This is a genomic window from Microvirga sp. RSM25, from assembly GCF_044784385.1.
In the GTDB taxonomy this organism is placed as follows: domain Bacteria; phylum Pseudomonadota; class Alphaproteobacteria; order Rhizobiales; family Beijerinckiaceae; genus Microvirga; species Microvirga tunisiensis.
Window position 1 is genome coordinate 2,907,258 of record NZ_CP173039.1, and the last position, 21,156, is coordinate 2,928,413.

Below are 21,156 nucleotides of genomic sequence, written 5' to 3' on the forward strand. Positions count from 1 at the left end.
CAGCGCCTTCCGATAAGGCCCGGCACGCGCCGTTGACACGCTGCTCCCCCACTATGCACTGTCTTTCTTGAGGGCCAAGCTCCGCGAATGCAGGCGCGACGCCACCGAGCAAGAACCCAGCAAGTGCGATTCCGTATGCCTTGATCATCGGCCTCTCCTCTTAGCCACGTTGAAACACGACCGAGCTAGATGCGTTGTGAGAGCTGTATCGGAGCGCCCAGAGGCGGCGAGATGGAGTCCCAGCCAATCTGATACTCTGCCCCTGATCCAGAGATGACTGTGTCTCAACGCACGCGCCGGGCAGGTATGGCAGTTCCATACTGCGCCTTCGAATTACGCGCACCATGGGGCCAGCAGCATGTCACCGACAGTCTGGTCTTCAGGTGCGGCGACACGGGCGAGGGCCTCCCGGATTACTTCCGCCATCCTGGATTCGATCCCGACGACCTGCTCAAGCCGGTCAGCCATGTCCACGAGTTGCTCAAGGGTCTGGATCTTCTCCCGCTGGAGCACGTCCCAAGCCACGGGAGGCAGATAGAGACCGCTGATGGGCCCTGCGCAAGTATCATAGAACCGAGGCATGGGACGCTCTCAACTGACGCGCGGTCCAGTCGGCCAGTTCCGCACGATGACGCCACTGGCGCGCGATGGCACGAAGCTCCGACCTGAGTTCTGGCGGCTGACACAAATCCCTGGCAAGGCGCTCGATCTCGGCAGCCTTAGCCTGGTAGGCCTGAGCCGACTTCATGTTCCTCTCCCGAGGTGTTGAAGAAGCCAGCGCCGTGTCCGTCCCTTTGAAGACTGCTTCATCGCTGCCTCCTCATGCTGGATGGTGGGACATTAGGAACCGTGATGATGACCTGCTGGCCGGAGCGGGGATCAAGGATGGTGAGGGTCATGGCAGCTTCCTCCGATGAATCCCAGTATCGCGCGAAACCCCTCGTCCTTCTGTGACCTGCACCACACGCGCGGCGCAATCTGGCTCACAGCAGCCCGGCAGCAGGCCATTTATTGCCGCTCTCACGGAAGCGAACAGGGCTTTCGGTTCTGGTCAGCCGTTGCCGTCGAGATTGATCGGCGGGCGCCAGCGCCAAGAGCGCCGACGAACAGTCGAGATAGGATCGGACCGCCGACACGCTGGTAGGTTTTGTTTACTTCCGTTCACGAAAATACCCACAAGACAGCCCGGCATTGACCTATGACCATCATCGTTACAGGTTCATTGACAGCATTAAAGCTCCCTGACTGGTCGACCGATGAGACTGCCAATGATCACAGGACGCGCATGGCATGATCTGCCCATCGTCATCATCTTGGGCCTAGTGATCGGGCTCGTGTTCGGCCAGATCGTGAAACTGACCTCACCTGAGCCTACGAACATTGCCAGCCAAGCGAAGCGATAAGCTCCTGTGAGGCGCTCCCCTCAACCCTTTCTTGGCGGCGTCATGCCATACCCTCGGCATGACGCCGCCCGCCGCGATTGCTAATGTTTGCGTTCAAACGCAAGCCGCAGAAAGCCTTCCAGGCGCGATTTTCTGCCGATGGCAAGGATCCTGTCAGAAGGTGCTGAAGCCTGTCAGCAGACTTGGGACACGACCTAGTGGCGTTGCATTATGATGGGTCAGGCCGCATGGCTCGGACTGCGCAGGGTGACCACTCCTAGACCGGATGGACCGCCGCTCATGGCTAGGCATGGTATTGGCAATCCGCCTCGCCGCGCGGCAGAGCCTTGTCCCGTTTGTCCCGCGTGCCCCATTTGTTTTACATGGGTCCGCCTGTCCTTGTCCCACGTGTCCCGCCCGCAAGGACGGTAGGACGAATGGGCCAAAGTTGTGAGCAGCGCGTCTGTTAGCTGGCATGGCCCGCCTCTAAGGAGAGGAACGCCTTTCTGTAGGAAAAACTACCAGACCGAACGAAATGGCCTAGGACGGCAACGAGGCTCCGCTTCTCGCTTAGTACGCGACCGAAATGCCAACTGGTTTGGCTCTGCCATCCCTCTCTCCGAAGGATCATACCGAGGCGGTACGCCTATATGGCCTCTTGAGAGAACCTCTTTCGACCAGTCATACTACCGATGGAGCCACTGCCTGACCAAGGCTGGCACCCTCGTCGATAGTCCCGATTGCGTCACACGGGGCATGAGTAGCTCGCTGCGAACCATAACCTCGCCCATCTCCTCGCAGAGCGGTCCCATCGATTAACCGGTCGACCAACGCGGTTCGACGGCCGATCGGCTCGATCAGGGTTTCGACGACCGATGATCGACGGCGTGCGTGAAATGCTCGCGTAAACGGCAATCGGACTTCCGATCTCCAAAGCTCCGGCAACGAACGGCAGGGAGGTATGCATGGCATCCGGCTTCAATTACTCAGTCCAAATCAGCGATCCCAACAATCTTGCCTCGGACAGGCACGCTGCCTTGCTCGACAACCTCAGTGCGGCCATCGACAACTGGGCACGCTACATCAGCGGTCTCGGCACCATCGACGTGGAACTGAGGATCGATCCCGCGCTTGACGGTGCCAACGCCGCGAGCACAGCGAATATCGAGATTGGCACGTCGGACGGAAGGACGCTCTTCAGGGACGGGGTGCCGCATGAGTTGATCACCGGAACGGACATCAATGGAGGCGAGCCCGACGCCATCATCAGGGTCGGCGCATCATACCTGGACCAGCGTCTCTGGCTCGACCCAACGCCCTTGAGCAGGACTGAACCCGTGCCGAGCGACAAGATTGATGCCGTCAGCGTCCTCACCCACGAGTTCGGTCACGCCCTCGGGATGACGGGCTTCGGAAGTGACAACGGCGTGCTGAGGAATGACATCGTATCCGTCTATGACAGCCATATCGTCTTCGAGGATGGGAATCCCGGCTTTGCCGGACAGGCCGTTGAGGCGTTGTATGGCCGACCGGTACCTCTCTCACAGGCAGCCGAGAACGAAAATAACTATACCCATTACGGCCACGAACCCTCCGACCAGCTCGACTTTGCGCTCATGGAGGGGAATACGTTCTATTTCCCGGGCCGACGGTATTACGTCGACAACATCGACCTGGCGATCATGAAGGACATGGGTCTCACGACCAGCGGGCAGTCAACGAGTGCCTACGCCGACCAGATGACCGGATTCTGGAACAATGACTACTTCGCGGGGGGAGAGGGAAACGACACTCTCTCGGGCGCCGACGGCAACGACCGCCTCTTCGGCGAGCGCGGAGACGATGATATCAATGGCGGATACGGGAACGACAAGATATCCGGGGGCAAGGGGAACGACTATCTTACCGGCGGCCCCGGCAAGGATGCATTCCTCTTTGATACGGATCCACGCAAGTCGGGCAACCTGGATGTTATTCTCGACTTCAACGTCAAGGAAGACAGGCTCTGGTTGGACGATGCCATCTTCACGAAGCTCTGGGACGGATGTGCGCCAGGGCCAAGGATGCTGAACCAGTCCGTCCTTGAGGTCGGCTCCAGGGCCGACGACAGAAACGACTACCTCATCTACGATAAGATAACCGGCATCCTGTCCTATGACCAGGACGGCTGCGGATCGAAGGATGCCGTGGAGTTCGCCAAGCTCGAAAAGGGTCTCGCGCTGTCGCACAAGGACATTTTCATCGTCTGATCGGAGTGGTGGTACTGCCTTGGTGGCTCGTGCACCCACATGCGGGATAGGAAGACGAAATGCTGGTGATCAGGGGCCAGGATCAGCGCAAACAGGCCACGACCGTCGCGGCGCTTAATTGGGATCGCGTCGGCTTGCTTTTGATCTCACCAGCCCGCGAAACTCATGAACCCGCCTTGGGCAGGCCAACACCGCTATGGTGCCAACTCGAATTCCAGCCCGTTTGATGGCAGAATGCCCCTTCTGTGACAGGAGACAACAATGGATAAGTTCGCAATTGCCTTAGCTTTCTCCCTGCTGGCGGCCAGTGCACAGGCTCAAACACGCCCTTCAACGGTGAACATGCCATGCGGCGCAAGTCGCCAGCTCGTCTTCACGAGAGGTGCCATTGTGCTGGGGACCGGCGGCTTCACCTATGATCGGTTCGTGCGCGATCAAACGTTCTGCGATGTGACGGAATATGCTTCAGCGGCATACGTTCCGAGCATAGAGACGCCTGTTTGTTTCGTCGGGTATCGCTGCAAACAAGGTCCACGAGAATTGTGGGACGATTGACGCCCAGCGTGACCCGCTTTCGTCAATTGCGAGCTGAAGCCGCGGTGTCGGCGCTGGGCGATGATGCCCTGAAATCGACCGCGCGCGCCAGGTTATCCTCGACATGGTCAGAATAGGCTTATAACCTTCACAGCCGCAGGAGGCGCGATCCAAGTGAGTGGACATATCCCAGGCCTATTCACCTACATCATTCTTGCGCTCGTTTGCATTGGGTTGCTCTTGTCGCCGTCCATCGTAGAACTTATTCCGCAGTAGGGCTTTCGGCTGAGGCGATCATGGGAACGGTGCGGGTTCGGAGACGGCCAGTGGATCTGGGCCATGAACGGCATGCCTTACATGCGAACATACCTCTGCTTGGCCTTGCCGATGCCGCTGATGAAGCCAAACAGGCTGCCAGCGAGGTTTTTGATGCTTAGTTGACGAGGTCTGGGCTGACGCCACAGCTCGATAATGAGAACCGCCAACCGGGCTGCCGATGGATGCGTTTAAACGCAAGCTGCAGGAAGCCCTCCAGGCGCGATTTCCAAGCTTCCGGCTCCCCATGTACCAGTGGACCCACGTCGGCCGTCCTGGGCACGATGCCGACCATTTCCTGAGACTGTCGGCTGCAGGAGTGTGATCGATGGGCGGCGGGGTTCAGGCGGCCACGCGCTCGACTTCTGCCAGGGGAATGCCAGCCAGCTCGCAGCCCTGCTTGTCGGGGATGATCCACTGCCGGATGTCGGCAAGGGCGAAGAAGCTGACCGTGCCGTCGCGCTGATCAATGGCTTCCATCAGCCACTGCTTCTCGGGGTGCAGCATGTCGAACGTGAAGCGCATGTGCCCGGTCGGCTCGACAAGCAGGATCTTGAGTGTGCCGTCGCCGCCGTCGATCTCAACGATAACCCGCTTGTTCATGCCCCTCTCCCAAGCCCGCCTTTCCTCTTACACTGTACTTCCCGATAGCGAACTCGATAAGCGATTTGACGAGGCGTGATTATCGATCAGTCACCGTAATCTGTTGCTGCTCTACAATTCGGGTTTCAGATGCTTTGACAATAGTGACAATAGGTCGGACTTCGGAAGCTATTGTCACTATTGGCGCTATTGTCACAGCATCTCCAAGCTGTTTGCTGCGGGCGGCCATCAGTTCAATGGCCGCCTTGATACACTGCCGGATTGACCTCGTAGTTGTGCGCCTTCTTGCCGGGGGTCGCACCTGATCGCGAGAACTGCTCCCGGATCAACCCGGCCTCGATAAGGGCCGCACAGGCTGCCTTCACAGCATCCGCATCCCGCAAAGGTCCACCGATGACACGCTGTAAAGCACGCGCATTGAACTCGCGCAGCTTTCCCTGCTTCAGGTAACGGGCCAAGGTCCTGGCATTGCGCTCCGGAACTGGAATGGCGGCATCGCCATACACACGCTCGGCCATCGGGATGAAATACTCCTCAAGCAGACGGCAAGCCGCCCCCACAGCCTGCTCGCTGATTACGGTCGGCTCCGAGTCGCACTCCCAGGCCCACCACGTGAATTCGAGAATGGCTGCAAGCCGTAGAGCGTGACCCCGCGCCTTTCCGAGAGCACTGGCGAGAGCCCCGCACGCCTCATGGCTCCTCGTCGCCATTGTCTGCCCGAATTGCTCCAGGACATCCTCGGCAGACCGCGAGAGACGGACGATGACGGGCTCCGGATTGCCGTGGGCGTCTGAACCCATCGACAGGTTCGACAGCCGCTCAAGAGCATCCTGTGCCGCGCTGTCGTCAGCCGCCTCACGGGCAAGCTTGAACCGGGGCAAAGCATCGGGGAAGACCCAGAGGAAGCGGGATGTTAGTCCATCGTCAGGACCGTCGATAACGTCCGCCAGCTTGTCTGGCTGAATGCCGCCGATAACACCGATGGACAGGTGCCTGATGCAAAGCGGCTTGCGGCTCTTCATGCGATCTACGGTGTAGGAGCGCCCGCCGTACATCTCGATGGCAAACGCCCGATCCGAGCCGCCGCCGCCATACTTGTCGAAGGCTCCGAACCAGCCCGCCAGTTCGTCACGGACCAGGAGCAGGCCACGCGGCAGAGCCGCCGAAAGGGCCCCCAGCTTTTCGACCGTGGCATCGGCTACCTGCAGGCGCGGTCGCTCCGGCTCTTCCGGAATGACAGCACTCTCCGGCATGGGCGGCGATGGACCGTCTCCCGTAGTGGCCGCCCTTACCTCTGCCTCCCAAGCCGCGTGCCGCGCCTCCGCCGCCACACGTTCCATCTCGTAGAGGCTCAGCTCCTGCTGGAATTCTGCCGCCATACAGTCTTCGATGCGCCGGAGGGGGCGAAAGACGCCATCCATGGCGGGGGACTTGGACGAGGACGGCGACCCGACATTACCCACCCACAAGAGCGGCGGTTCGGACCAATCCGCACCGGCCAGAGGCCTTCGGACATTGGCCAGGAGCGCACCGGATGCGGCCAGGAGAGTTGCTGCCACATAGTCCACCGGAGCGGAGGCCGTCTCCGCTCGGCACTCGACCCATTCCGCGCAGCGCGAGCAGACCGATATGCCGCTTACTCTTAATCAGCGGGTCCAAGGTTCGAATCCTTGCACACCCACCAATCTCTTCAGGAAGATTGATCCTATAACGAGCCAAGCCGGATCGGCCATGTCAAACGGCTAGGCTGCGTTCGGCAATCTCTCAGATAAGTTCGAGCCGTCAGCAAGCCGCGACCTTGCTACTTCGCAACATTTCCTGGCTTTGATTCCCACTGCTGACAGCCATGTTCATGATTGGGCGAATCGCTGCCAGCCGTACATCCCTGGAATGAACCAGGGATGTATCAGAATGTAGGGATGTTACTCCGCCGCGTGCTGGGCGTGCAGGCGTGCGCCGCGGCTCATGAGCTTGTTGAGAGCGCCCAGATAAGCCTGAGCGGAGGCAACCAAGGTGTCCGGATCGGCCGCGCGGGAGGTCACACTGCGGTTGTCGGCGGAGAGACGGACCGAGACCTCGGCCTGAGCGTCCGTGCCCTCGGTCACCGCGTGAACCTGGTATAGTTCCAGAACCGCCTCGTGGGGCACGAGCGCCTTGATGGCGTTGAAGGTGGCGTCCACCGGACCGTTGCCCTCCTGCTCCTCGATGACGACCCTGTCGTCGACCTGAAGCCGCATGGTGGCGCGCTGGGGTCCGCGGGTACCGGCCACGATATGGAGAGAGACCAGCTTGATGCGGTCGTGGGCCATGGCGATGTTCTGATCGACCAGAGCCTCGATGTCCTCGTCATAGACGTGCTTCTTGCGGTCCGCGAGCTCCTTGAACCGCTCGAACGCATCCTGGAACTGGTTGTCGGAGAGGCTGTAGCCCAACTCCTCCAGCTTGTTGCGGAAGGCTGCGCGGCCCGAATGCTTGCCCATGACCAGGGACGTCTTGGACACGCCGACGCTCTCGGGCGTCATGATCTCGTAGGTCTGGGCGTTTTTCAGCATGCCGTCCTGATGGATGCCGCTCTCATGGGCGAAGGCGTTCCGGCCCACGATGGCCTTGTTGTACTGCACCGGGAAGGACGTGGCGGCAGAGGCCAGCTTCGAGGCTCGGGTCAGCATGGTCGCCTCGATCCCTGTCTCATAGGGCAACACGTCGCCGCGGGTGCGGATCGCCATGACGACCTCTTCGAGCGCAGCGTTGCCCGCGCGCTCGCCGATGCCGTTGAGAGTGCACTCGATCTGCCGGGCGCCGCCTTCCAGAGCCGCCAGGGAATTGGCAACCGCGAGACCCAGGTCGTTGTGGCAATGGGCCGAGAAGATCGCCTTATCGGCATTCGGCACGCGCTCCCGTACGGCCCGGAACATGGCGCGATACTCGTCGGGCGTGGCATAGCCCACCGTGTCGGGCAGGTTGATGGTGGTTGCCCCGGCTTTGATGGCGGCTTCCACGCAGCGGCACAGATAGTCGATGGGCGTGCGGGTGGCGTCCATGGCCGACCACTCGATGTCCTCGATCAGGTTTCGCGCCTGGGTCACCGTGGTGGTGATGATCTCCAGAACCTCCTCTTCCGACTTGCGCATCTGATGGGCCAGATGGATCGGCGAGGTGGAGACGAAGGTGTGGATGCGGGGCCTCACAGCGAGGCGCACGGCTTCACCCGCGCGCGCAATATCGGCCGAGATGGCGCGGGCAAGGCCGGCGACCGTGGCCCGCTTCACCTGCTTGGCGATGAGAGAGACGGCCTCGAAGTCGCCGTTGGAGGCAATCGGGAAGCCCGCCTCGATGACGTCGACGCCCATGGTGTCGAGCAGTTCCGCAACCTCGAGCTTCTCCTCCAGGGTCATGGTGGCGCCGGGGCATTGCTCGCCGTCGCGCAGGGTCGTGTCGAAGATCAGAACGCGGTCCTTGGCGGAGCCGGATACGGAAGCGGTCATTATTCTAGTCCTTCTCGGAGGGAGCGAGCCTTAGCGCTCAAGGTTGTTCCTGCTGGTCCAGAACCCCTGAGAGCCCAGGCGGCAACGCCCAGCCGACCCTCAGGGGCAGCTAAGGAGAAGGAGGCCAAGAAGACGCGCGCAATCGGCCGCGGGAGCGGGTCCGTTCGTCCATGCGCTGGGGAAGCCGATGATCATCGCTGCCCAAATCCTCCTCGGCCGCGGGCTTGAAGCCGCGAACAACGGGCATGTTTGTAATGGGGCTTCGTTCGGATGGCAAGCCGTTGAAACAAATGAAAAGTCAAAGCTCGACTATCGTATGGGTTATGACGCCAGGCATGAGAGGGCTGGTTTGCGGCGAAATCGCCCTAGATCGGATGAAGCTTGGCCTTTATGCCTCGCCCTCACCTATCCAGGAGTGTTTTCATGAGAACAGCGATCCGTTCCCTGTGCCTGACGGGATTGCTGGCGCTGCCGCTGGCCGCCTGTAATCAGACCGCTTCGGCCCCTGGCTCCGCGAGCACCAGCGTCACGCCGTCCGGCTTCCGCATGCCGGAAGGATCGGGCTGCAAGGGCGAGATCGACCGATACCGCGCCGTGATGAGCAACGATCTTGCCATGGGGCACGTGAACCAGTCGGTCTATAATCGGGTCGATCGTGAGATCGGTCAGGCGGAGGCCACCTGCGCAGCCGGGCGCGATGCGGAAGCCGTGCGCATGGTCAACGCCACGAAGTCCCGTCACGGCTATCTCTGATCGAAGACCCAGCCGAAGAACGATTGCAGGAACAGCGGCATCCGTTCCGGATCAATGTCCTCTTTCCCCCGAACGATCCGTACGTCCTGCAATTCGGGCTCGTGCTGAGCCGCGATGTTGGCGCGGATTTTCGCCGCGCCCTCCTCCGCCGTAACCGGCAAGGTCACCATCCGCAGCAGCGCGATCGTCGGCCAGCGCTGGACGATGATCCACTCGTCGTCCACGTGGTAATCGTCCTCGGAGAGACCTGTCTCTTCGGCCAGTTCCCGGGTGAGACTGGTGGCGAGATCGACCGTGCCGTCCGGTCTCAGATCGGAAAGGTCAGGTGTGCCGGCTGCGAAATAGACCCGGCCCGCATTGGTCGTGCCGTTCCCCATGACCCCGCAGATAAAGGCTCCATCGGAGCCGCGCAGCGCTCCCATGGCAAAGCCGTTGGCGATGGCAGGGTCCGGATAGCCTTTGTCGATCCAGGCGACGAAATCGGCGTAGTCGACCTCGAAATAGGTGTTGCGGCACAGATCCCGCTCGAATTCCACATTCTGGAGCAGCAGCACCCGTCCATTGAACATCTGCGGCTTGCCGACCGTGCGGCGCTTCCAGTTCTTTTCGATGAATTCCCGGTTCTGCTTGGGCCAAGCCCAATCCAGTGGACGGCAGAAAGCCTCGACGCGGGTGACGCGCCGGATCTGAGGCTCGCGGTTCACGACAGGATCTCGCCGCGGCTCACCATCACAGCCTCCCCGCCGATTTCGGCAGAGATAAGGGCTCCGCCCTGGATTACCATCTGCAGAACGATCTCGCTCGGGCGTCCCATCTCGACACCCTGCTCGATGACGATGTTGTGCTCGCCATCGCCCAGGGGCTCGCATTGCATGAGTGCGCCCGCGAAGGCGGCCGCCGCGGAGCCGGTCGCCGGGTCCTCCGCAATCCCCATGCCCAAACCGAACATGCGGGCTCGGAACCGCAATCCGTCCGCCTGGGGGATACGAGCATAGACATAAGGCGCAGGGTGGTCGCTGTCGCCGAACGCCTTGTCGAAGGCCTCGCCCTGCGGTTTGGATTTCGCCAGCGCTTCGAGAGAAGCGACCGGCACGAGATCATATGCGACGCCGGCAGAATGGCGGCTTGGAATGTGGCGGTCGAAACCGATTTCCGTGGGATCGAGGCCGAGTGCCCAAGCACATGTCGGCGAGTCCTTGCCCTCGCCCCAGACGAAAGGCAGGCGCGGCAGGCGAAATCGCGCTGTGCCGCTCGTAGCCCCCTGCACCTCGACAGCGCAGGGGACAATGCCGACCTGCTCTTTCAAGCCGAAGGCCACGGCACCCGGCTGACCGTTCTGATCGAGCAGCGCCAGAAGCACCGCCGTTCCCACGGTCGGGTGGCCTGCGAAAGGAAGCTCACGCACCGGCGTAAAAATACGGATATCAGCGCGCTGGCGCGGATCGGAGGGCGGGAGGACAAAGACGGTCTCGGAAAGGTTGAACTCCTTCGCGATCTGCTGCATCCCTGCCGTGTCCAATCCCTCGGCTTCCAGCACGACGGCAAGAGGGTTTCCGGCAAAGCGCTCGGATGTGAAGACGTCGAGGGTGACAAAGCTGCGGGACATGCGGATCAAACCTCCTCGGGAGCCTTCGGGGATACGAGAACACTGATTCTTCAGCTCCGGATGAGGTACATTCGGGCGTCCTCCTGTCAACCGAACTCGCCCCATCGTCCCTGCGGAGGCGGAACCCCGCTATGGCATGAGCTTGAACCTGAAGCTGCTCGCCGGCACAGAACCCGCGCCGGCGACATCATTTATGTTCGCCCGGCAAGCCTGCCTGCTTACATCGCCGCCTGACGCACGAAGCGGTCGTCGAAGGTCGCAGCGAGATCCACCTTGGCGTCCTTCAGCTCCGGATCGAGCTGACGCAGCATGTCGAGCACGCTCTGCATGCCGATCATCGGAATGATGCCACTGCGCGAATAGCTCTCGAGCGAGTTCTGTACGGCCTTGAGATAGAGCGGCTTGTCACCCAGGTAGTATTCCTCCGGCACCGTGGCGGCGACGTCCTCGGGCTTTGCGGTCTCAAGCCATTTCAGGGTCTTCACGAAGGCATTGACGAGGCGCTGCGTGGTCTGCGGATTCTTCTCGATGAAGTCCTTCTTCGTGTAGAGCGTCGCCGCCGGGTTCGAGCCGCCGAAAAGCTCGCGGGTTCCGGCCTCGGTGCGGGTGTCGATGAGGATCTGGATGTCGCCATCGGCTTCGAGCTTCGCGATGACCGGGTCGAGATGGGAGATCACGTCGATCTCACCCTTCTTCATGGCAGCCACCCCGCTGGCGCCCGAGCCGACGCCGATGATGGCGGCATCGGAGGGCTTCAAGCCAGCCTTCACCATGGCGTACTGTGCCGTAAGCGCCGTGGAAGACCCTGGAGCGGTGACGCCGATCTTGAGCCCCTTGAAATCGGCCGCCGACTTGATCTGTCCGGCCTTGTCCTTCTTGACCGCAATCACGATCGCCGGGAAGCGGCCGAGTTCGGTGACGGCCACCACGTCCTGCCCCTTGGCCTGCATCCGGATCGTGTGCTCGTAGGCTCCGGTCACGACGTCGACGGAGCCGCCGATGAGGGCCTGGAGCGACTTGGCGCCGCCGCCGAAATCGTTGATCTCGACCTCGAGTCCCTGCTCCTTGAAGAAGCCCTTCCGCTCGGCAATGGTGAGCGGCAGGTAATAGAGCAGCGGCTTGCCGCCGACGCCCAACGTCACCTTCGCCTTTTCCGGCGCTCCCTGCGCAAAGGCCTTCGGGCCCAATGCTGCAGCCAGTCCGAGGGCTCCTGCACTTTTCAGAAATGTACGACGTTCCATGGCGTTTCTCCCTGTTTTGATCCGATCATTGTGAATCTTATGTTCGTGCGGCCAGGGACGTCTGCGGCCGCCAAACGAGAAAACGGTTTTCGATTCTTGTCACGAGCATGTCGATGAGGATGACGAAGACGGACAGGATCAGCATGCCGGCGAAGACGCCCGTCACATCGAAGACGCTCTCGGCCTCGTGAATTTTGTAGCCGAGCCCGGCGGACGACCCGAGATATTCGCCGACGACGGCGCCCACGAGGGCGAAACCGACCGAGGTATGGAGTGACGAGAACACCCAGGTCAGCGCCGAAGGCCAATAGACGTGCCGCAGCAGCTGACGTTCGTTCATACCGAGCATGCGTGCATTGGCGAGCACGACGGGCGACACTTCGCGAACGCCCTGGTACACATTGAAGAACACGATGAAGAACACGAGCGTGAAGCCGAGCGCCACCTTCGACCAGATGCCGAGGCCGAACCAGAGAGCGAAGATCGGGGCGAGCACAACGCGCGGCAACGCATTCGCGGCTTTGATGTAAGGATCGAAAACCGCGGCAAGCAATTCCTTCCGCGCGAAGAGGAAGCCGAAAATGATGCCGCCGCCTGCGCCGATCAGAAAGGCCAGGATGGTCTCGACCAACGTAATCCAGAGATGCCCCCAGATCTCTCCGCTTGCGAAGAGCGTCCAGCAGCGTTTGAGAACGTCGAGCGGTGTCGAGAAGAAGAACTGAACCTGCTTGGCCGTCCCGGTGATCGGATAGACGGTCAGCACATGCCAAAGCAAAAGGAAGATCAGGCCCACGCCAATCTGGAGGACGGTCAGTTTCAGACGCGGCATCAGGTGGCCTCCCCTTGGCTGTAGGCCTTCTGGACCTCGACGCGCAGGCTCGCCCAGATCTCCTTATGGATGTGGTGGAACGTAGGCTCCATGCGCACTTCCGCAATGTCGCGCGGACGAGGCAGTTCGACCGAAAAGTCGCCGATGATCCCCGCGGCCGGACCCGCCGACATCAGCACCACGCGGTCGGCCAGGGCAATCGCCTCCTCCAGATCATGCGTGACGAACATCACCGCCTTGCGATCCGCCGCCCACAAACTCAAAAGCAGATTGCCCATGATCTGTCGCGTCTGCGCGTCGAGAGGCCCGAAGGGCTCGTCCATCAGAAGGATCTCGGGATCGCGGATCAGAACCTGAGCCAGCGCCACGCGCTTGCGCTGCCCGCCGGAGAGCATGTGCGGATATCGGTCGACGAAGGCCGAGAGCCCGACGCGCCCCAGCCAATCTCTTGCCCGCTGCAAAGCGTCGTGGCGCGAGACGCCCTTCGATTCGAGAGCGACAGCCACGTTGTCGAGAGCCGTCTTCCACGGCATCAGCGCGTCCTGCTGGAAGAGATAGCCGGCACGCAGGTTGAGATTGGAAAGATCGCTGCCGAAGATCCTGACCCGACCTGCAGACGGCTTCAACAAGCCGGCAGCCGCATTCAGGATTGTGGACTTGCCCGACCCCGTCGGGCCAACGATCGCTACGAACTCGCCCGGGCGAACCGAGAGATCAATGCCGCTGACGGCCGTGTAACCACCCACCTTCGGCCCGAAGGTGATGGCGACATCGTTGAGCGCCACCGCCGCAAGGGAGGTCGCCTGATCCATTCCAATCCTCATGGTCCCTCTTTCGGGCGGCATTCTAGGACCGCCTGGAGAGGGATCGCAAGGCGCGTCGGATTCTCCCTTCGACCTATGTGCCCCTCTCGCCGAATCAGGCCCCGCGGCTCGAAACGACTTAAATCTCCACAGCCTCGAAGCGGTGGGAGGGCGAGACGAATTCCTCCTGCGCCGCGATGGTCAGGATCTCGCGGGAACCCGCCTCCTCCGTGCGCTTGAGGAGGCCGTAGACAGAAGCCGAGGCTTCGGCAAGAGCCATCGGCGCCGAACGCGAACGGGCATAATGAACGAAGAAGAGCGCCGCGATGGCGTCGCCGGCTCCGTTGACGGAAAGCGACAGCTTAGGCGTACGCACGCGCCAGAAGCGCCCGCCTTCACCTGCCACGAGATCGACGCCGTCGACGGGCGTTTCCTTCGTCTCGACCGAGGTGACGAGCATGACCTTCGGGCCCATCTCCTGCACGATTGAGACCGCCTGTTTCACATCGTCCAAGGTCTGTGTCGTGAGGCCCGACAGGTAATCCAACTCGAACTGGTTCGGGGTGATGATGTCGGCGGCAGGCACGGCCTGTTCCCGCATGAATTCCGGAATGCCCGGTCGCACGAACACGCCCCGGCCTACATCGCCGATCACCGGGTCGCAGCAATAGAGCGCTTCCGGGTTGAGCGCGCGCACCCGCGCTACCGCCGAGAGGATCGCGTTGCCGATATCGGCCGAGCCCATATAGCCGGAGAGAACGCCGTTGCAGCGCTCGAGCACACCCCGCTCCGCGATGCCCTCCACAAGGTCCTCGATGGCCGGCCCGTCGAAGACGCGGCCTTTCCAGGAACCGTAGCCGGTATGATTGGAGAACTGCACCGTATGTATGGGCCAGACCTCGACGCCGAGGCGCTGCATCGGAAAAACCGCGGAGGCGTTACCCACATGGCCGTAGGCGACATGGGATTGGATCGAGAGAACGTTCATGGCTCTGGCCCCTTTCGCTTCTCGGTTAGCGCAACAAAGGCCCCGCTTCAAATTGCCTGATGTGATCTCATTCATCACAAAGGCAGTTGGTTCTTTTCGTGACGGCCCGTATTGACCCTAGCACCGTAACCACAACAGGACGTTCAACGGCACCATGGACATCGAGTTTCTGAAGACCGGCATTCTGGAATTCGTGCAGACTCATAGGAGTTATGCGCCCTTTGTACTCGGGCTCATGACCTTTGCCGAATCCCTTGCCTTCGTGTCCCTGCTTCTGCCGACCATGACAATCCTGATCGCGGTAGGATTCGTGCTGGCGGCAGCCGATATCCCCTTCTGGCAGGCTTGGGCTGGATCCGTCTGCGGCGCCTTCCTCGGCAATTGGCTCTCCTACGAAATCGGTCAGCGCTACAAGACGACCGCCTACGAACTCTGGCCCCTGTCCCGCAACCCGAAGCTGATCGCGCGCGGCGAGGCGTTCTTTCAGCGGTTCGGCCCCTGGGCTGTGTTCCTGGGCCGGTTTTTCGGACCGATCCGCGCCGTCATCGCCCTTATTGCGGGTATTTTCCTGATGCCTCAGGTCCTGTTCCAGGCCGCCAATCTGGCCTCGGCCTCCGTCTGGGCCTTCGTGATCCTCGCACCCGGCGTCGGGCTCGCACATTATCTGCTGTGGTAGGTGAGCGCATCCGGGAACCCGGTGTCTCAGGGGTCATTAACCTCCATCAGCAAAGGAGGTCCCCATGGGCAAAGGCAAGATGAACGGCGACAACTCCGCCGAGAGCAAAAAGCACCCTGGAAATCATATCCGCGGCTCGGGCGGGACGATGAAGAACCGCGTCGACCCCGGCAAGCAGGACAACAACAAAGCTCAGAACACGAAGAGCAATCAGCAGTAAAACCCGGCGGTTCGCCCACAGGTGAGCCGCCATTCCCCTCTGTTCCCAGAGGTGGCAGCAGTCCTCCGTGATGGTAGCTGGATAGCTATATCATCACGGATTCATGTTGTGACACTTCCCTCCCCCGGTTCTTACGAAGATCTCCATTCCGGCGCGTCCGCGTCCGAGGCTATCGATCCGATGGGGACCGGCCTTCCGACCGCTTGGTGGCCGTCCATCGCGGGGGCCTCATCTTTCATGTTCTCAGTCTTCTGGATGATGGAAAGCTGGGAGGAAGCCCGGCCGCTGCGAGGTCCGACAAAGGTGAACTTTTTGACCCAGAGTCTCGCCGGACTCCTGGCATCTCTTGTCTCCTCCTACGCCATTTATCGATTCTGGAAACAGCGCTCGGGAACAACCGGCATCGTTCTCGGTATCGCCGCGGCTGCTGGAGCGATGGCGTTTCATCGCATGTGATCCGGATCGCCCGGCCCGCTTCTCTCAAGGGATTCTGAAAGCATCGAGCGCGCCCGCCTCGATCCGCTCCCGGGTGTGGCGGTAGCCGATTTCGACCACCTTTTCGAACTGCTCCCATCCCCGAAGCGGCACATCGGCAAGAGGCGGGTGGATCACGAGGGTGGCATGAGCGCTCGCCTTGAGGGTCTGAGCGTCGCTGGAGATCGTGGCCGAGCGATAGAGCAGGTTGACGATGTCCGGAGCGTTGGCCGGCAGGCCTAGAATCCTGCGCAACAGCGGTGCCTTCTTCTCCTCGTCGCCCGAACTGGTGAAGGCGACATCCCGCGCCACATCGATGCCGAGCACCGGTCCCCTCTGGAGATCGGCCATCACGTCGGCTGGCAGGTTGTTCATCATGGCTCCATCGACGAGCACTCCCTCCGGCTCGACCACGGGCGGGAGCAATCCAGGAATCGCAAGACTCGCCCGTAGGGCCCGCCAGAGCGTCCCCTGGCGATGCACATGGGTCGTCCCCGTCGTCAGGTTGGACGAGATACAGAAGAACGGCAGCCAGAGATCCTCGATATTCCGCTCGCCGAAATGCTCGATCAGCCGCGCATCGACCTTGAGACCACGGATCAGAGCGATCAGCGGCAGAGTATAGTCGTTCAGCGGCGGGCTCCGGACGAAGGCCTCCATCATGAGATCGCGCGCCTCGTCGAGGCCGATCTGAATGGCGCAGATGGCTGCCATGACGGCACCGATGCTGGTTCCACCGACGAGATCGATCGGAATGCCGTATTCGTGCAGAGCCCGGATGGCGCCAAGGTGAGCAAAGCCCCGCGCCCCACCCCCGGCCAGGACAAGGCCGACAGCTCTTCCGCTCGAGGTGCGGATGAGCCGCTGCAGATCGGGCAGGTTTTTCTCGCGCACCTGGAGGTGCTGATTGACGGGAAGCCGCTGCAACGACGGATGTGCCGGTGCGGGACGCCTAGCATCCTGTTTTTGCAGCAGGACGAGATCGTGGCGGCGCCAGGACGACACCGCATTGGTCAGCGCCTCGGCCTCGCAGGTCAGTGGCTCACCGGGGCGCGCGAGCAGCACGACATGGTCGGCATGGCGGATGCACCGCTCCGTCCAGGCACCCGACGGCTCCGGTGCGACATAGATCACGCGCTCGCGGCTGGCCTCGAAGCGGTAGAGCCCGTTCTCGTCCTCCTGGTGGGGCATCGCATCGATCAGATCGACCCCGGCTCCATGGCTGCGTCGCATCTCCGCGAGGAAGGCTTGCGCAAAATCCGAGACCACCACACCTTGCGTGACGGGAACGATGGCAAAGGTCGTCGGGGTGAAGGCAGCGGGCGTAAAACGCGTCGCCGCGCGAAGCCGGTCGGCCAGCAGCTTCGAGAGATAGAGCATGACGGAAGGCCAGCGCTCGATCAGGCTCTCGAAATTCGCTCGGGCCAGCGTGAGCAGAACGGAATCCCTGAGCGCCGTGACGGTCGCCGAGCGAGGAGCATTGGAGATGAGGGCCATCTCGCCGATCGTCTCGGACGGTGCGATGCGGGCGATGCGTCGCTGCTCGCCATGGTCCCCCTGCACCGATACCCCGAGTGCGCCTGAGACGAGCATGTAGAGCGCATCCGCCGGATCGCCTTCCCGGAAGAGAACCTCGCCACCGGGAAGCATGATATGCTGAAGCTTCGACTGGAGCTCAAGACGCGCGGCCGGATCCAGCCCGGCCCAAAGCGGCAGGTCGAATTCCGACAATTCTTCAAGCAAGCTCGTGGTGCTCATCGAAATAAAAGAGCATCGAAGGGATCCCTCCGATGCTCTAGCGGGATTGAACCGAGCTGACAAACTCGCATTCGGCTTAGCTGAAGTGATTTTGGGCGGCACGGACCGGCCGGACCGCCCTTGAACGGCTTAGTTCCGGCTCTTGTCGACCAGGGCCTTTTCCTTGATCCACGGCATCATGTCGCGCAGGCGGGCGCCGACATCCTCGATGGGGTGCGCGGCATTGCGGGCGCGGGTCGCCTTGAAGGACGTCTGGTTGACCTTGTTCTCGAGCATCCAGTCGCGGGTGAACTTGCCGCTCTGAATGTCTTCGAGAACACGCTTCATCTCGGCCTTAGTCTCAGGCGTGATGATGCGCGGGCCGGTGACGTATTCGCCATACTCGGCCGTGTTCGAGATCGAGTAGTTCATGTTGGCGATGCCGCCCTCGTAGATGAGGTCGACGATCAGCTTCACCTCGTGGAGACACTCGAAATAGGCCATCTCGGGGGCATAGCCTGCCTCGACCAGGGTCTCGAAGCCCGCCTTGATGAGCTCGACGAGACCACCGCAGAGCACCACCTGCTCGCCGAAGAGATCGGTCTCGCACTCTTCCTTGAAGGTGGTCTCGATGATGCCGGCGCGGCCTCCGCCATTGGCGGAGGCATAGGAGAGCGCGATGTCATGGGCGTTGCCGGTGGCGTCCTGATGGATTGCGATGAGGGTCGGCACGCCGCCGCCGCGCTGGTACTCGGAACGCACCGTATGGCCGGGGCCCTTCGGGGCGACCATGAGCACGTCGAGGTCCTTGCGGGGCTCGATAAGGTTGAAGTGAACGTTGAGGCCGTGAGCGAAGAGCAGCGCCGCGCCCTGCTTCATGTTGTCGTTCAGCTCGTTGCGGTAGATGTCGGCCTGCAACTCGTCCGGGGTCAGCATCATGACCACGTCGCCCCACTTGGCGGCGTCAGCCACTTCCATGACCTTGAGACCGGCCTTCTCAGCCTTGGCCGCGGAGGGCGAACCCTTGCGGAGCGCCACGACGATGTCCTTCACGCCGGAATCGCGCAGGTTCAGGGTATGGGCATGGCCCTGGCTGCCGTAGCCGACGATGACAACCTTCTTGCCCTTGATCAGATTGATGTCTGCGTCGCGATCGTAATAGACACGCATGGTCCTCAAGTCCCTTATCTCAAAGGGGGCTTTCCCCCGTCCTCGTCTCCGCTGCACCGTCCTGTAAAGGGCTGCGCAACATTTGTTTTATCAGGCGCCGCTTTTAGCGAATAAAACTGCGCTGACAAGCTGTTGTTTGTAGCAAAACTGCGGACCTCGCCCGCTCTCAGCGCAAGGTCCGATCATTTCTGTCAACAAACGATCCAAGCCCGGAGAGTTCAAACGGCTCTCCAATGCTCTAGATTAGTCCTATCGTTTTCCCGAGAAGGACAAAGCCGCATGCAGCGCCTAGCCACTCCCGACGAAGTGCTCGGTTTCTGGCGCGAGGCCGGACCGGAGAGGTGGTTCTCGAAGGATGAGACCTTCGACCAAGTCTGCCGTGACCGCTTCCTGCCCACCTATGAAGCCGCTGCGCGTGGCGACCTCAACGAGTGGGAGCTCACCCCGGAAGGAGCGCTCGCCGTCATTCTCCTCCTCGACCAGTTCCCCCGGAACATGTTCCGGGGAAAGCGCGAAACCTACAAAACGGACCCGGTCGCCCTCATGGTCGCGGATCGCGCCATCGAGAGAGGGTTCGACGGGCAAGTGGAACCCGCGTTCCGCCGGTTCTTCTACCTGCCCTTCATGCACTCCGAGTCCTTGCGGCATCAGGAGCGCTCGGTGACCCTCAACGAAGCCCTCGGCGAGGATTCCATCAAGTGGGCCCGCCACCATCACGACATCATCGTCCGCTTCGGCCGCTTCCCTCACCGCAACGCCATCCTCGGTCGTGAGACGACCCCGGAGGAGGAAGCATTCCTGAAGGAGAGCGACTTCAGGGGCTGAGCCCCCCCATTCCCTCCGCACCGCGCGCCATGGCAGCGACGCCGGTGCGGGAGACCTCCACAAGACCAACAGCCGTCATTAGCTTGATGAAGCGTTCGACCTCATCCGTCGTGCCGGTCAGCTCGTAGACGAACGAGGTCAACGTCGCATCGAGGGTGCGCGCGCCGAAGGCCGAGGCGAGACGCATGGCCTCCACCCGGTGGTCGCCCTTGCCCACGACCTTGACAAGGCAGAGTTCGCGCTCGACGGCGTCGCCTGTCATGGTCAGATCGACCACGCGATGCACGGGCACGAGGCGTTCCAGCTGGCTTTTGATCTGCTGGATGATGCTGTCGGTGCCAGTCGTCACGATGGTGATGCGCGAGACATGCGCCTCATGCTCCGTCTCGGTGACGGTCAAGCTCTCGATGTTGTAGCCGCGTCCCGAAAATAGGCCGGCGATGCGCGCAAGAACGCCTGGTTCGTTGTCGACGACGATGGCGAGCGTGTGCCGGTTCGACGGCTCGACACGGGTCGCATCGGGGTAATGGGTTTTCATCTGAAGCATGGTCTGGTTTCCCGAATTCTGATCCGGCCTCAAGCCGCCTTGCGATAATCTTCGATAGCCTCTTCGTCGACCTCATCGGCCTCGACGATCCACTCCTCCTCCATGGCTGCCGAGCGCCATTCCTGGAAGGCCGGCAGGATGAGGATCGCATCCGCATAGGCGCGCGTGGTGGCATCGAGCGCGATGGAATAGGTATCGAGACGCGTCACGAGCGGCGCATACATGGCATCGGCCGCCGAGAAGGCGCCAAACAGGAATGGACCGCCAGCGCCGAAATGCTCACGCGCCTGACGCACGATCTCGCTGAAGCGGGCGACATCGCGGGCAACGGCTTCGCCCCGATCCTTCTGCGCAAATTTCTTGCCGAGGTTCATCGGGCATGCGGAGCGCAGTGCCGAAAATCCGGAATGCATTTCAGCCGCAATCGAGCGCGCCATGGCACGGGCTTTGCGATCCGCAGGCCACACGGGGGCGTCATAGGCCTCGCCGACATGTTCCATGATGGCGATGGTCTCCCAGACGGTCACGTCGCCGTCGATCAGGATCGGGACCTTGCCCGCAGGCGAGTGCTTGAGCACCCTCGCCTTCGTGTCCGGAAGATCGAGCGGAACGGTGATCTCGTCGAAGGCGATCCCAAGCTGCTTCAGCAGCAGCCAGGGACGCATCGACCACGAGGAGTAGCACTTGTTGGCGATGACGAGGGTCGGCATGGTTCCAAT

General features: G+C 61.6%; 23 protein-coding genes. 8 read left to right on the top strand and 15 right to left on the bottom strand.

All coding sequences use genetic code 11. The annotated features are described in order from the left end of the window. Positions 1-333: 333 nt before the first annotated feature. Together ACD578_RS13790 and ACD578_RS13795 are read right to left on the bottom strand one after the other, a co-directional pair. A complete protein-coding gene (locus ACD578_RS13790; RefSeq protein WP_404285803.1) occupies positions 334-582 on the bottom strand; it encodes a hypothetical protein in 249 nt (82 codons plus the stop codon). Continuing rightward, positions 566-748: a hypothetical protein gene (locus tag ACD578_RS13795; RefSeq protein WP_404285805.1), complete on the bottom strand. Its 183-nt coding sequence runs from the start codon at positions 746-748 to the stop codon at positions 566-568. Before ACD578_RS13795 ends, ACD578_RS13790 begins: the two co-directional genes overlap by 17 nt. 520 nt (positions 749-1,268) lie before the next feature. On the opposite strand from ACD578_RS13795, the gene ACD578_RS13800 reads away from it, so the two are divergent. From ACD578_RS13800 to ACD578_RS13810, 3 genes are all read left to right on the top strand, one after another. After that, positions 1,269-1,403 (top strand): hypothetical protein, encoded by a 135-nt coding sequence (locus ACD578_RS13800; protein WP_404285807.1) that lies wholly within the window; start codon positions 1,269-1,271, stop codon positions 1,401-1,403. A gap of 944 nt (positions 1,404-2,347) precedes the next feature. After that, positions 2,348-3,631 (top strand): hypothetical protein, encoded by a 1,284-nt coding sequence (locus tag ACD578_RS13805; RefSeq protein ID WP_404285809.1) that lies wholly within the window; start codon positions 2,348-2,350, stop codon positions 3,629-3,631. A 261-nt stretch (positions 3,632-3,892) separates the two neighbouring features. Further along, positions 3,893-4,186 (top strand): hypothetical protein, encoded by a 294-nt coding sequence (locus ACD578_RS13810; protein ID WP_404285811.1) that lies wholly within the window; start codon positions 3,893-3,895, stop codon positions 4,184-4,186. A 636-nt stretch (positions 4,187-4,822) separates the two neighbouring features. On the opposite strand, the gene ACD578_RS13815 is transcribed toward ACD578_RS13810, so the two are convergent. The 3 genes from ACD578_RS13815 to ACD578_RS13825 form a co-directional block, all read right to left on the bottom strand. Then, the gene (locus ACD578_RS13815; RefSeq protein ID WP_404285813.1) at positions 4,823-5,083 is read right to left on the bottom strand and encodes a hypothetical protein; all 261 of its coding nucleotides are present in this window, start codon (positions 5,081-5,083) and stop codon (positions 4,823-4,825) included. Between the two features lie 233 nt (positions 5,084-5,316). Further along, positions 5,317-6,651 carry a DUF3987 domain-containing protein gene (locus ACD578_RS13820; protein ID WP_404285815.1) on the bottom strand — a complete coding sequence of 445 codons (1,335 nt, stop codon included), beginning with the start codon at positions 6,649-6,651 and terminating at the stop codon, positions 5,317-5,319. A gap of 354 nt (positions 6,652-7,005) precedes the next feature. After that, positions 7,006-8,568 (bottom strand): 2-isopropylmalate synthase, encoded by a 1,563-nt coding sequence (locus ACD578_RS13825; RefSeq protein WP_404285817.1) that lies wholly within the window; start codon positions 8,566-8,568, stop codon positions 7,006-7,008. A 423-nt stretch (positions 8,569-8,991) separates the two neighbouring features. Here ACD578_RS13825 and ACD578_RS13830 point away from each other — a divergent pair, with 423 nt between their 5' ends. Next, positions 8,992-9,321, top strand: a complete 330-nt coding sequence (locus ACD578_RS13830) for a hypothetical protein (RefSeq protein WP_404285819.1) — start codon at positions 8,992-8,994, stop codon at positions 9,319-9,321. On the opposite strand, the gene ACD578_RS13835 is transcribed toward ACD578_RS13830, so the two are convergent. From ACD578_RS13835 to pdxY, 6 genes are all read right to left on the bottom strand, one after another. Then, complete coding sequence (locus ACD578_RS13835) at positions 9,312-10,025, bottom strand: NUDIX hydrolase (RefSeq protein WP_404285821.1); 714 nt, start codon at positions 10,023-10,025, stop codon at positions 9,312-9,314. The genes ACD578_RS13830 and ACD578_RS13835 overlap by 10 nt on opposite strands. Next, positions 10,022-10,927 carry a PhzF family phenazine biosynthesis protein gene (locus ACD578_RS13840; RefSeq protein ID WP_404285823.1) on the bottom strand — a complete coding sequence of 302 codons (906 nt, stop codon included), beginning with the start codon at positions 10,925-10,927 and terminating at the stop codon, positions 10,022-10,024. The genes ACD578_RS13835 and ACD578_RS13840 overlap by 4 nt, the downstream gene beginning before the upstream one ends. Before the next feature lie 218 nt (positions 10,928-11,145). Next, positions 11,146-12,168: an ABC transporter substrate-binding protein gene (locus tag ACD578_RS13845; protein WP_152709792.1), complete on the bottom strand. Its 1,023-nt coding sequence runs from the start codon at positions 12,166-12,168 to the stop codon at positions 11,146-11,148. Between the two features lie 37 nt (positions 12,169-12,205). Then, on the bottom strand, positions 12,206-12,997 hold the full coding sequence (locus ACD578_RS13850; RefSeq protein ID WP_404285825.1) for an ABC transporter permease: 792 nt from the start codon (positions 12,995-12,997) through the stop codon (positions 12,206-12,208). After that, positions 12,997-13,809 carry an ABC transporter ATP-binding protein gene (locus tag ACD578_RS13855; protein ID WP_404285827.1) on the bottom strand — a complete coding sequence of 271 codons (813 nt, stop codon included), beginning with the start codon at positions 13,807-13,809 and terminating at the stop codon, positions 12,997-12,999. The genes ACD578_RS13850 and ACD578_RS13855 overlap by 1 nt, the downstream gene beginning before the upstream one ends. A gap of 130 nt (positions 13,810-13,939) precedes the next feature. Then, on the bottom strand, positions 13,940-14,788 hold the full coding sequence (pdxY, locus tag ACD578_RS13860; protein ID WP_404285829.1) for a pyridoxal kinase PdxY: 849 nt from the start codon (positions 14,786-14,788) through the stop codon (positions 13,940-13,942). A 154-nt stretch (positions 14,789-14,942) separates the two neighbouring features. Between pdxY and ACD578_RS13865 the strand changes: the two genes are divergently transcribed. From ACD578_RS13865 to ACD578_RS13875, 3 genes are all read left to right on the top strand, one after another. Next, positions 14,943-15,464 (top strand): DedA family protein, encoded by a 522-nt coding sequence (locus ACD578_RS13865; protein WP_404285831.1) that lies wholly within the window; start codon positions 14,943-14,945, stop codon positions 15,462-15,464. Positions 15,465-15,528: 64 nt separating this feature from the next. After that, positions 15,529-15,684, top strand: coding sequence for a hypothetical protein (locus ACD578_RS13870; protein ID WP_153885286.1), 156 nt, complete (start codon positions 15,529-15,531; stop codon positions 15,682-15,684). A gap of 237 nt (positions 15,685-15,921) precedes the next feature. Continuing rightward, a complete protein-coding gene (locus ACD578_RS13875) occupies positions 15,922-16,140 on the top strand; it encodes a hypothetical protein (RefSeq protein WP_404285833.1) in 219 nt (72 codons plus the stop codon). A 24-nt stretch (positions 16,141-16,164) separates the two neighbouring features. On the opposite strand, the gene ACD578_RS13880 is transcribed toward ACD578_RS13875, so the two are convergent. Continuing rightward, entirely contained in the window at positions 16,165-17,916 is a 1,752-nt protein-coding gene (locus ACD578_RS13880; RefSeq protein ID WP_404285835.1) for a patatin-like phospholipase family protein, read from the bottom strand. Between the two features lie 129 nt (positions 17,917-18,045). Further along, positions 18,046-19,065 carry a ketol-acid reductoisomerase gene (ilvC, locus tag ACD578_RS13885; RefSeq protein WP_404293841.1) on the bottom strand — a complete coding sequence of 340 codons (1,020 nt, stop codon included), beginning with the start codon at positions 19,063-19,065 and terminating at the stop codon, positions 18,046-18,048. 279 nt (positions 19,066-19,344) lie between these two features. Here ilvC and ACD578_RS13890 point away from each other — a divergent pair, with 279 nt between their 5' ends. Then, on the top strand, positions 19,345-19,890 hold the full coding sequence (locus ACD578_RS13890) for a DUF924 family protein (protein ID WP_404285837.1): 546 nt from the start codon (positions 19,345-19,347) through the stop codon (positions 19,888-19,890). On the opposite strand, the gene ilvN is transcribed toward ACD578_RS13890, so the two are convergent. Both ilvN and ACD578_RS13900 read right to left on the bottom strand, forming a co-directional pair. Further along, on the bottom strand, positions 19,880-20,437 hold the full coding sequence (ilvN, locus tag ACD578_RS13895) for an acetolactate synthase small subunit (protein ID WP_152709809.1): 558 nt from the start codon (positions 20,435-20,437) through the stop codon (positions 19,880-19,882). The genes ACD578_RS13890 and ilvN overlap by 11 nt on opposite strands. 29 nt (positions 20,438-20,466) lie before the next feature. Continuing rightward, positions 20,467-21,147 (bottom strand): glutathione S-transferase family protein, encoded by a 681-nt coding sequence (locus ACD578_RS13900; RefSeq protein WP_404285839.1) that lies wholly within the window; start codon positions 21,145-21,147, stop codon positions 20,467-20,469. Between the last annotated feature and the right edge of the window lie 9 nt (positions 21,148-21,156).

Excerpts from the sequence above, each read along its gene's own strand:
- ACD578_RS13795 (WP_404285805.1), bottom strand. The coding sequence starts at position 748 with ATGAAGTCGGCTCAGGCCTACCAGGCTAAGGCTGCCGAGATCGAGCGC.
- ACD578_RS13880 (WP_404285835.1), bottom strand. The coding sequence starts at position 17,916 with ATGAGCACCACGAGCTTGCTTGAAGAATTGTCGGAATTCGACCTGCCG.
- ACD578_RS13840 (WP_404285823.1), bottom strand. The coding sequence starts at position 10,927 with ATGTCCCGCAGCTTTGTCACCCTCGACGTCTTCACATCCGAGCGCTTT.
- ilvN (WP_152709809.1), bottom strand. The coding sequence starts at position 20,437 with ATGCTTCAGATGAAAACCCATTACCCCGATGCGACCCGTGTCGAGCCG.
- ACD578_RS13800 (WP_404285807.1), top strand. The coding sequence starts at position 1,269 with ATGATCACAGGACGCGCATGGCATGATCTGCCCATCGTCATCATCTTG.
- ACD578_RS13900 (WP_404285839.1), bottom strand. The coding sequence starts at position 21,147 with ATGCCGACCCTCGTCATCGCCAACAAGTGCTACTCCTCGTGGTCGATG.
- ACD578_RS13825 (WP_404285817.1), bottom strand. The coding sequence starts at position 8,568 with ATGACCGCTTCCGTATCCGGCTCCGCCAAGGACCGCGTTCTGATCTTC.
- ACD578_RS13850 (WP_404285825.1), bottom strand. The coding sequence starts at position 12,997 with ATGCCGCGTCTGAAACTGACCGTCCTCCAGATTGGCGTGGGCCTGATC.
- ACD578_RS13865 (WP_404285831.1), top strand. The coding sequence starts at position 14,943 with ATGGACATCGAGTTTCTGAAGACCGGCATTCTGGAATTCGTGCAGACT.
- ACD578_RS13830 (WP_404285819.1), top strand. The coding sequence starts at position 8,992 with ATGAGAACAGCGATCCGTTCCCTGTGCCTGACGGGATTGCTGGCGCTG.
- ACD578_RS13790 (WP_404285803.1), bottom strand. The coding sequence starts at position 582 with ATGCCTCGGTTCTATGATACTTGCGCAGGGCCCATCAGCGGTCTCTAT.
- ilvC (WP_404293841.1), bottom strand. The coding sequence starts at position 19,065 with ATGCGTGTCTATTACGATCGCGACGCAGACATCAATCTGATCAAGGGC.
- ACD578_RS13855 (WP_404285827.1), bottom strand. The coding sequence starts at position 13,809 with ATGGATCAGGCGACCTCCCTTGCGGCGGTGGCGCTCAACGATGTCGCC.
- ACD578_RS13875 (WP_404285833.1), top strand. The coding sequence starts at position 15,922 with ATGTTCTCAGTCTTCTGGATGATGGAAAGCTGGGAGGAAGCCCGGCCG.
- ACD578_RS13845 (WP_152709792.1), bottom strand. The coding sequence starts at position 12,168 with ATGGAACGTCGTACATTTCTGAAAAGTGCAGGAGCCCTCGGACTGGCT.
- ACD578_RS13870 (WP_153885286.1), top strand. The coding sequence starts at position 15,529 with ATGGGCAAAGGCAAGATGAACGGCGACAACTCCGCCGAGAGCAAAAAG.
- ACD578_RS13815 (WP_404285813.1), bottom strand. The coding sequence starts at position 5,083 with ATGAACAAGCGGGTTATCGTTGAGATCGACGGCGGCGACGGCACACTC.
- ACD578_RS13810 (WP_404285811.1), top strand. The coding sequence starts at position 3,893 with ATGGATAAGTTCGCAATTGCCTTAGCTTTCTCCCTGCTGGCGGCCAGT.
- pdxY (WP_404285829.1), bottom strand. The coding sequence starts at position 14,788 with ATGAACGTTCTCTCGATCCAATCCCATGTCGCCTACGGCCATGTGGGT.
- ACD578_RS13890 (WP_404285837.1), top strand. The coding sequence starts at position 19,345 with ATGCAGCGCCTAGCCACTCCCGACGAAGTGCTCGGTTTCTGGCGCGAG.
- ACD578_RS13805 (WP_404285809.1), top strand. The coding sequence starts at position 2,348 with ATGGCATCCGGCTTCAATTACTCAGTCCAAATCAGCGATCCCAACAAT.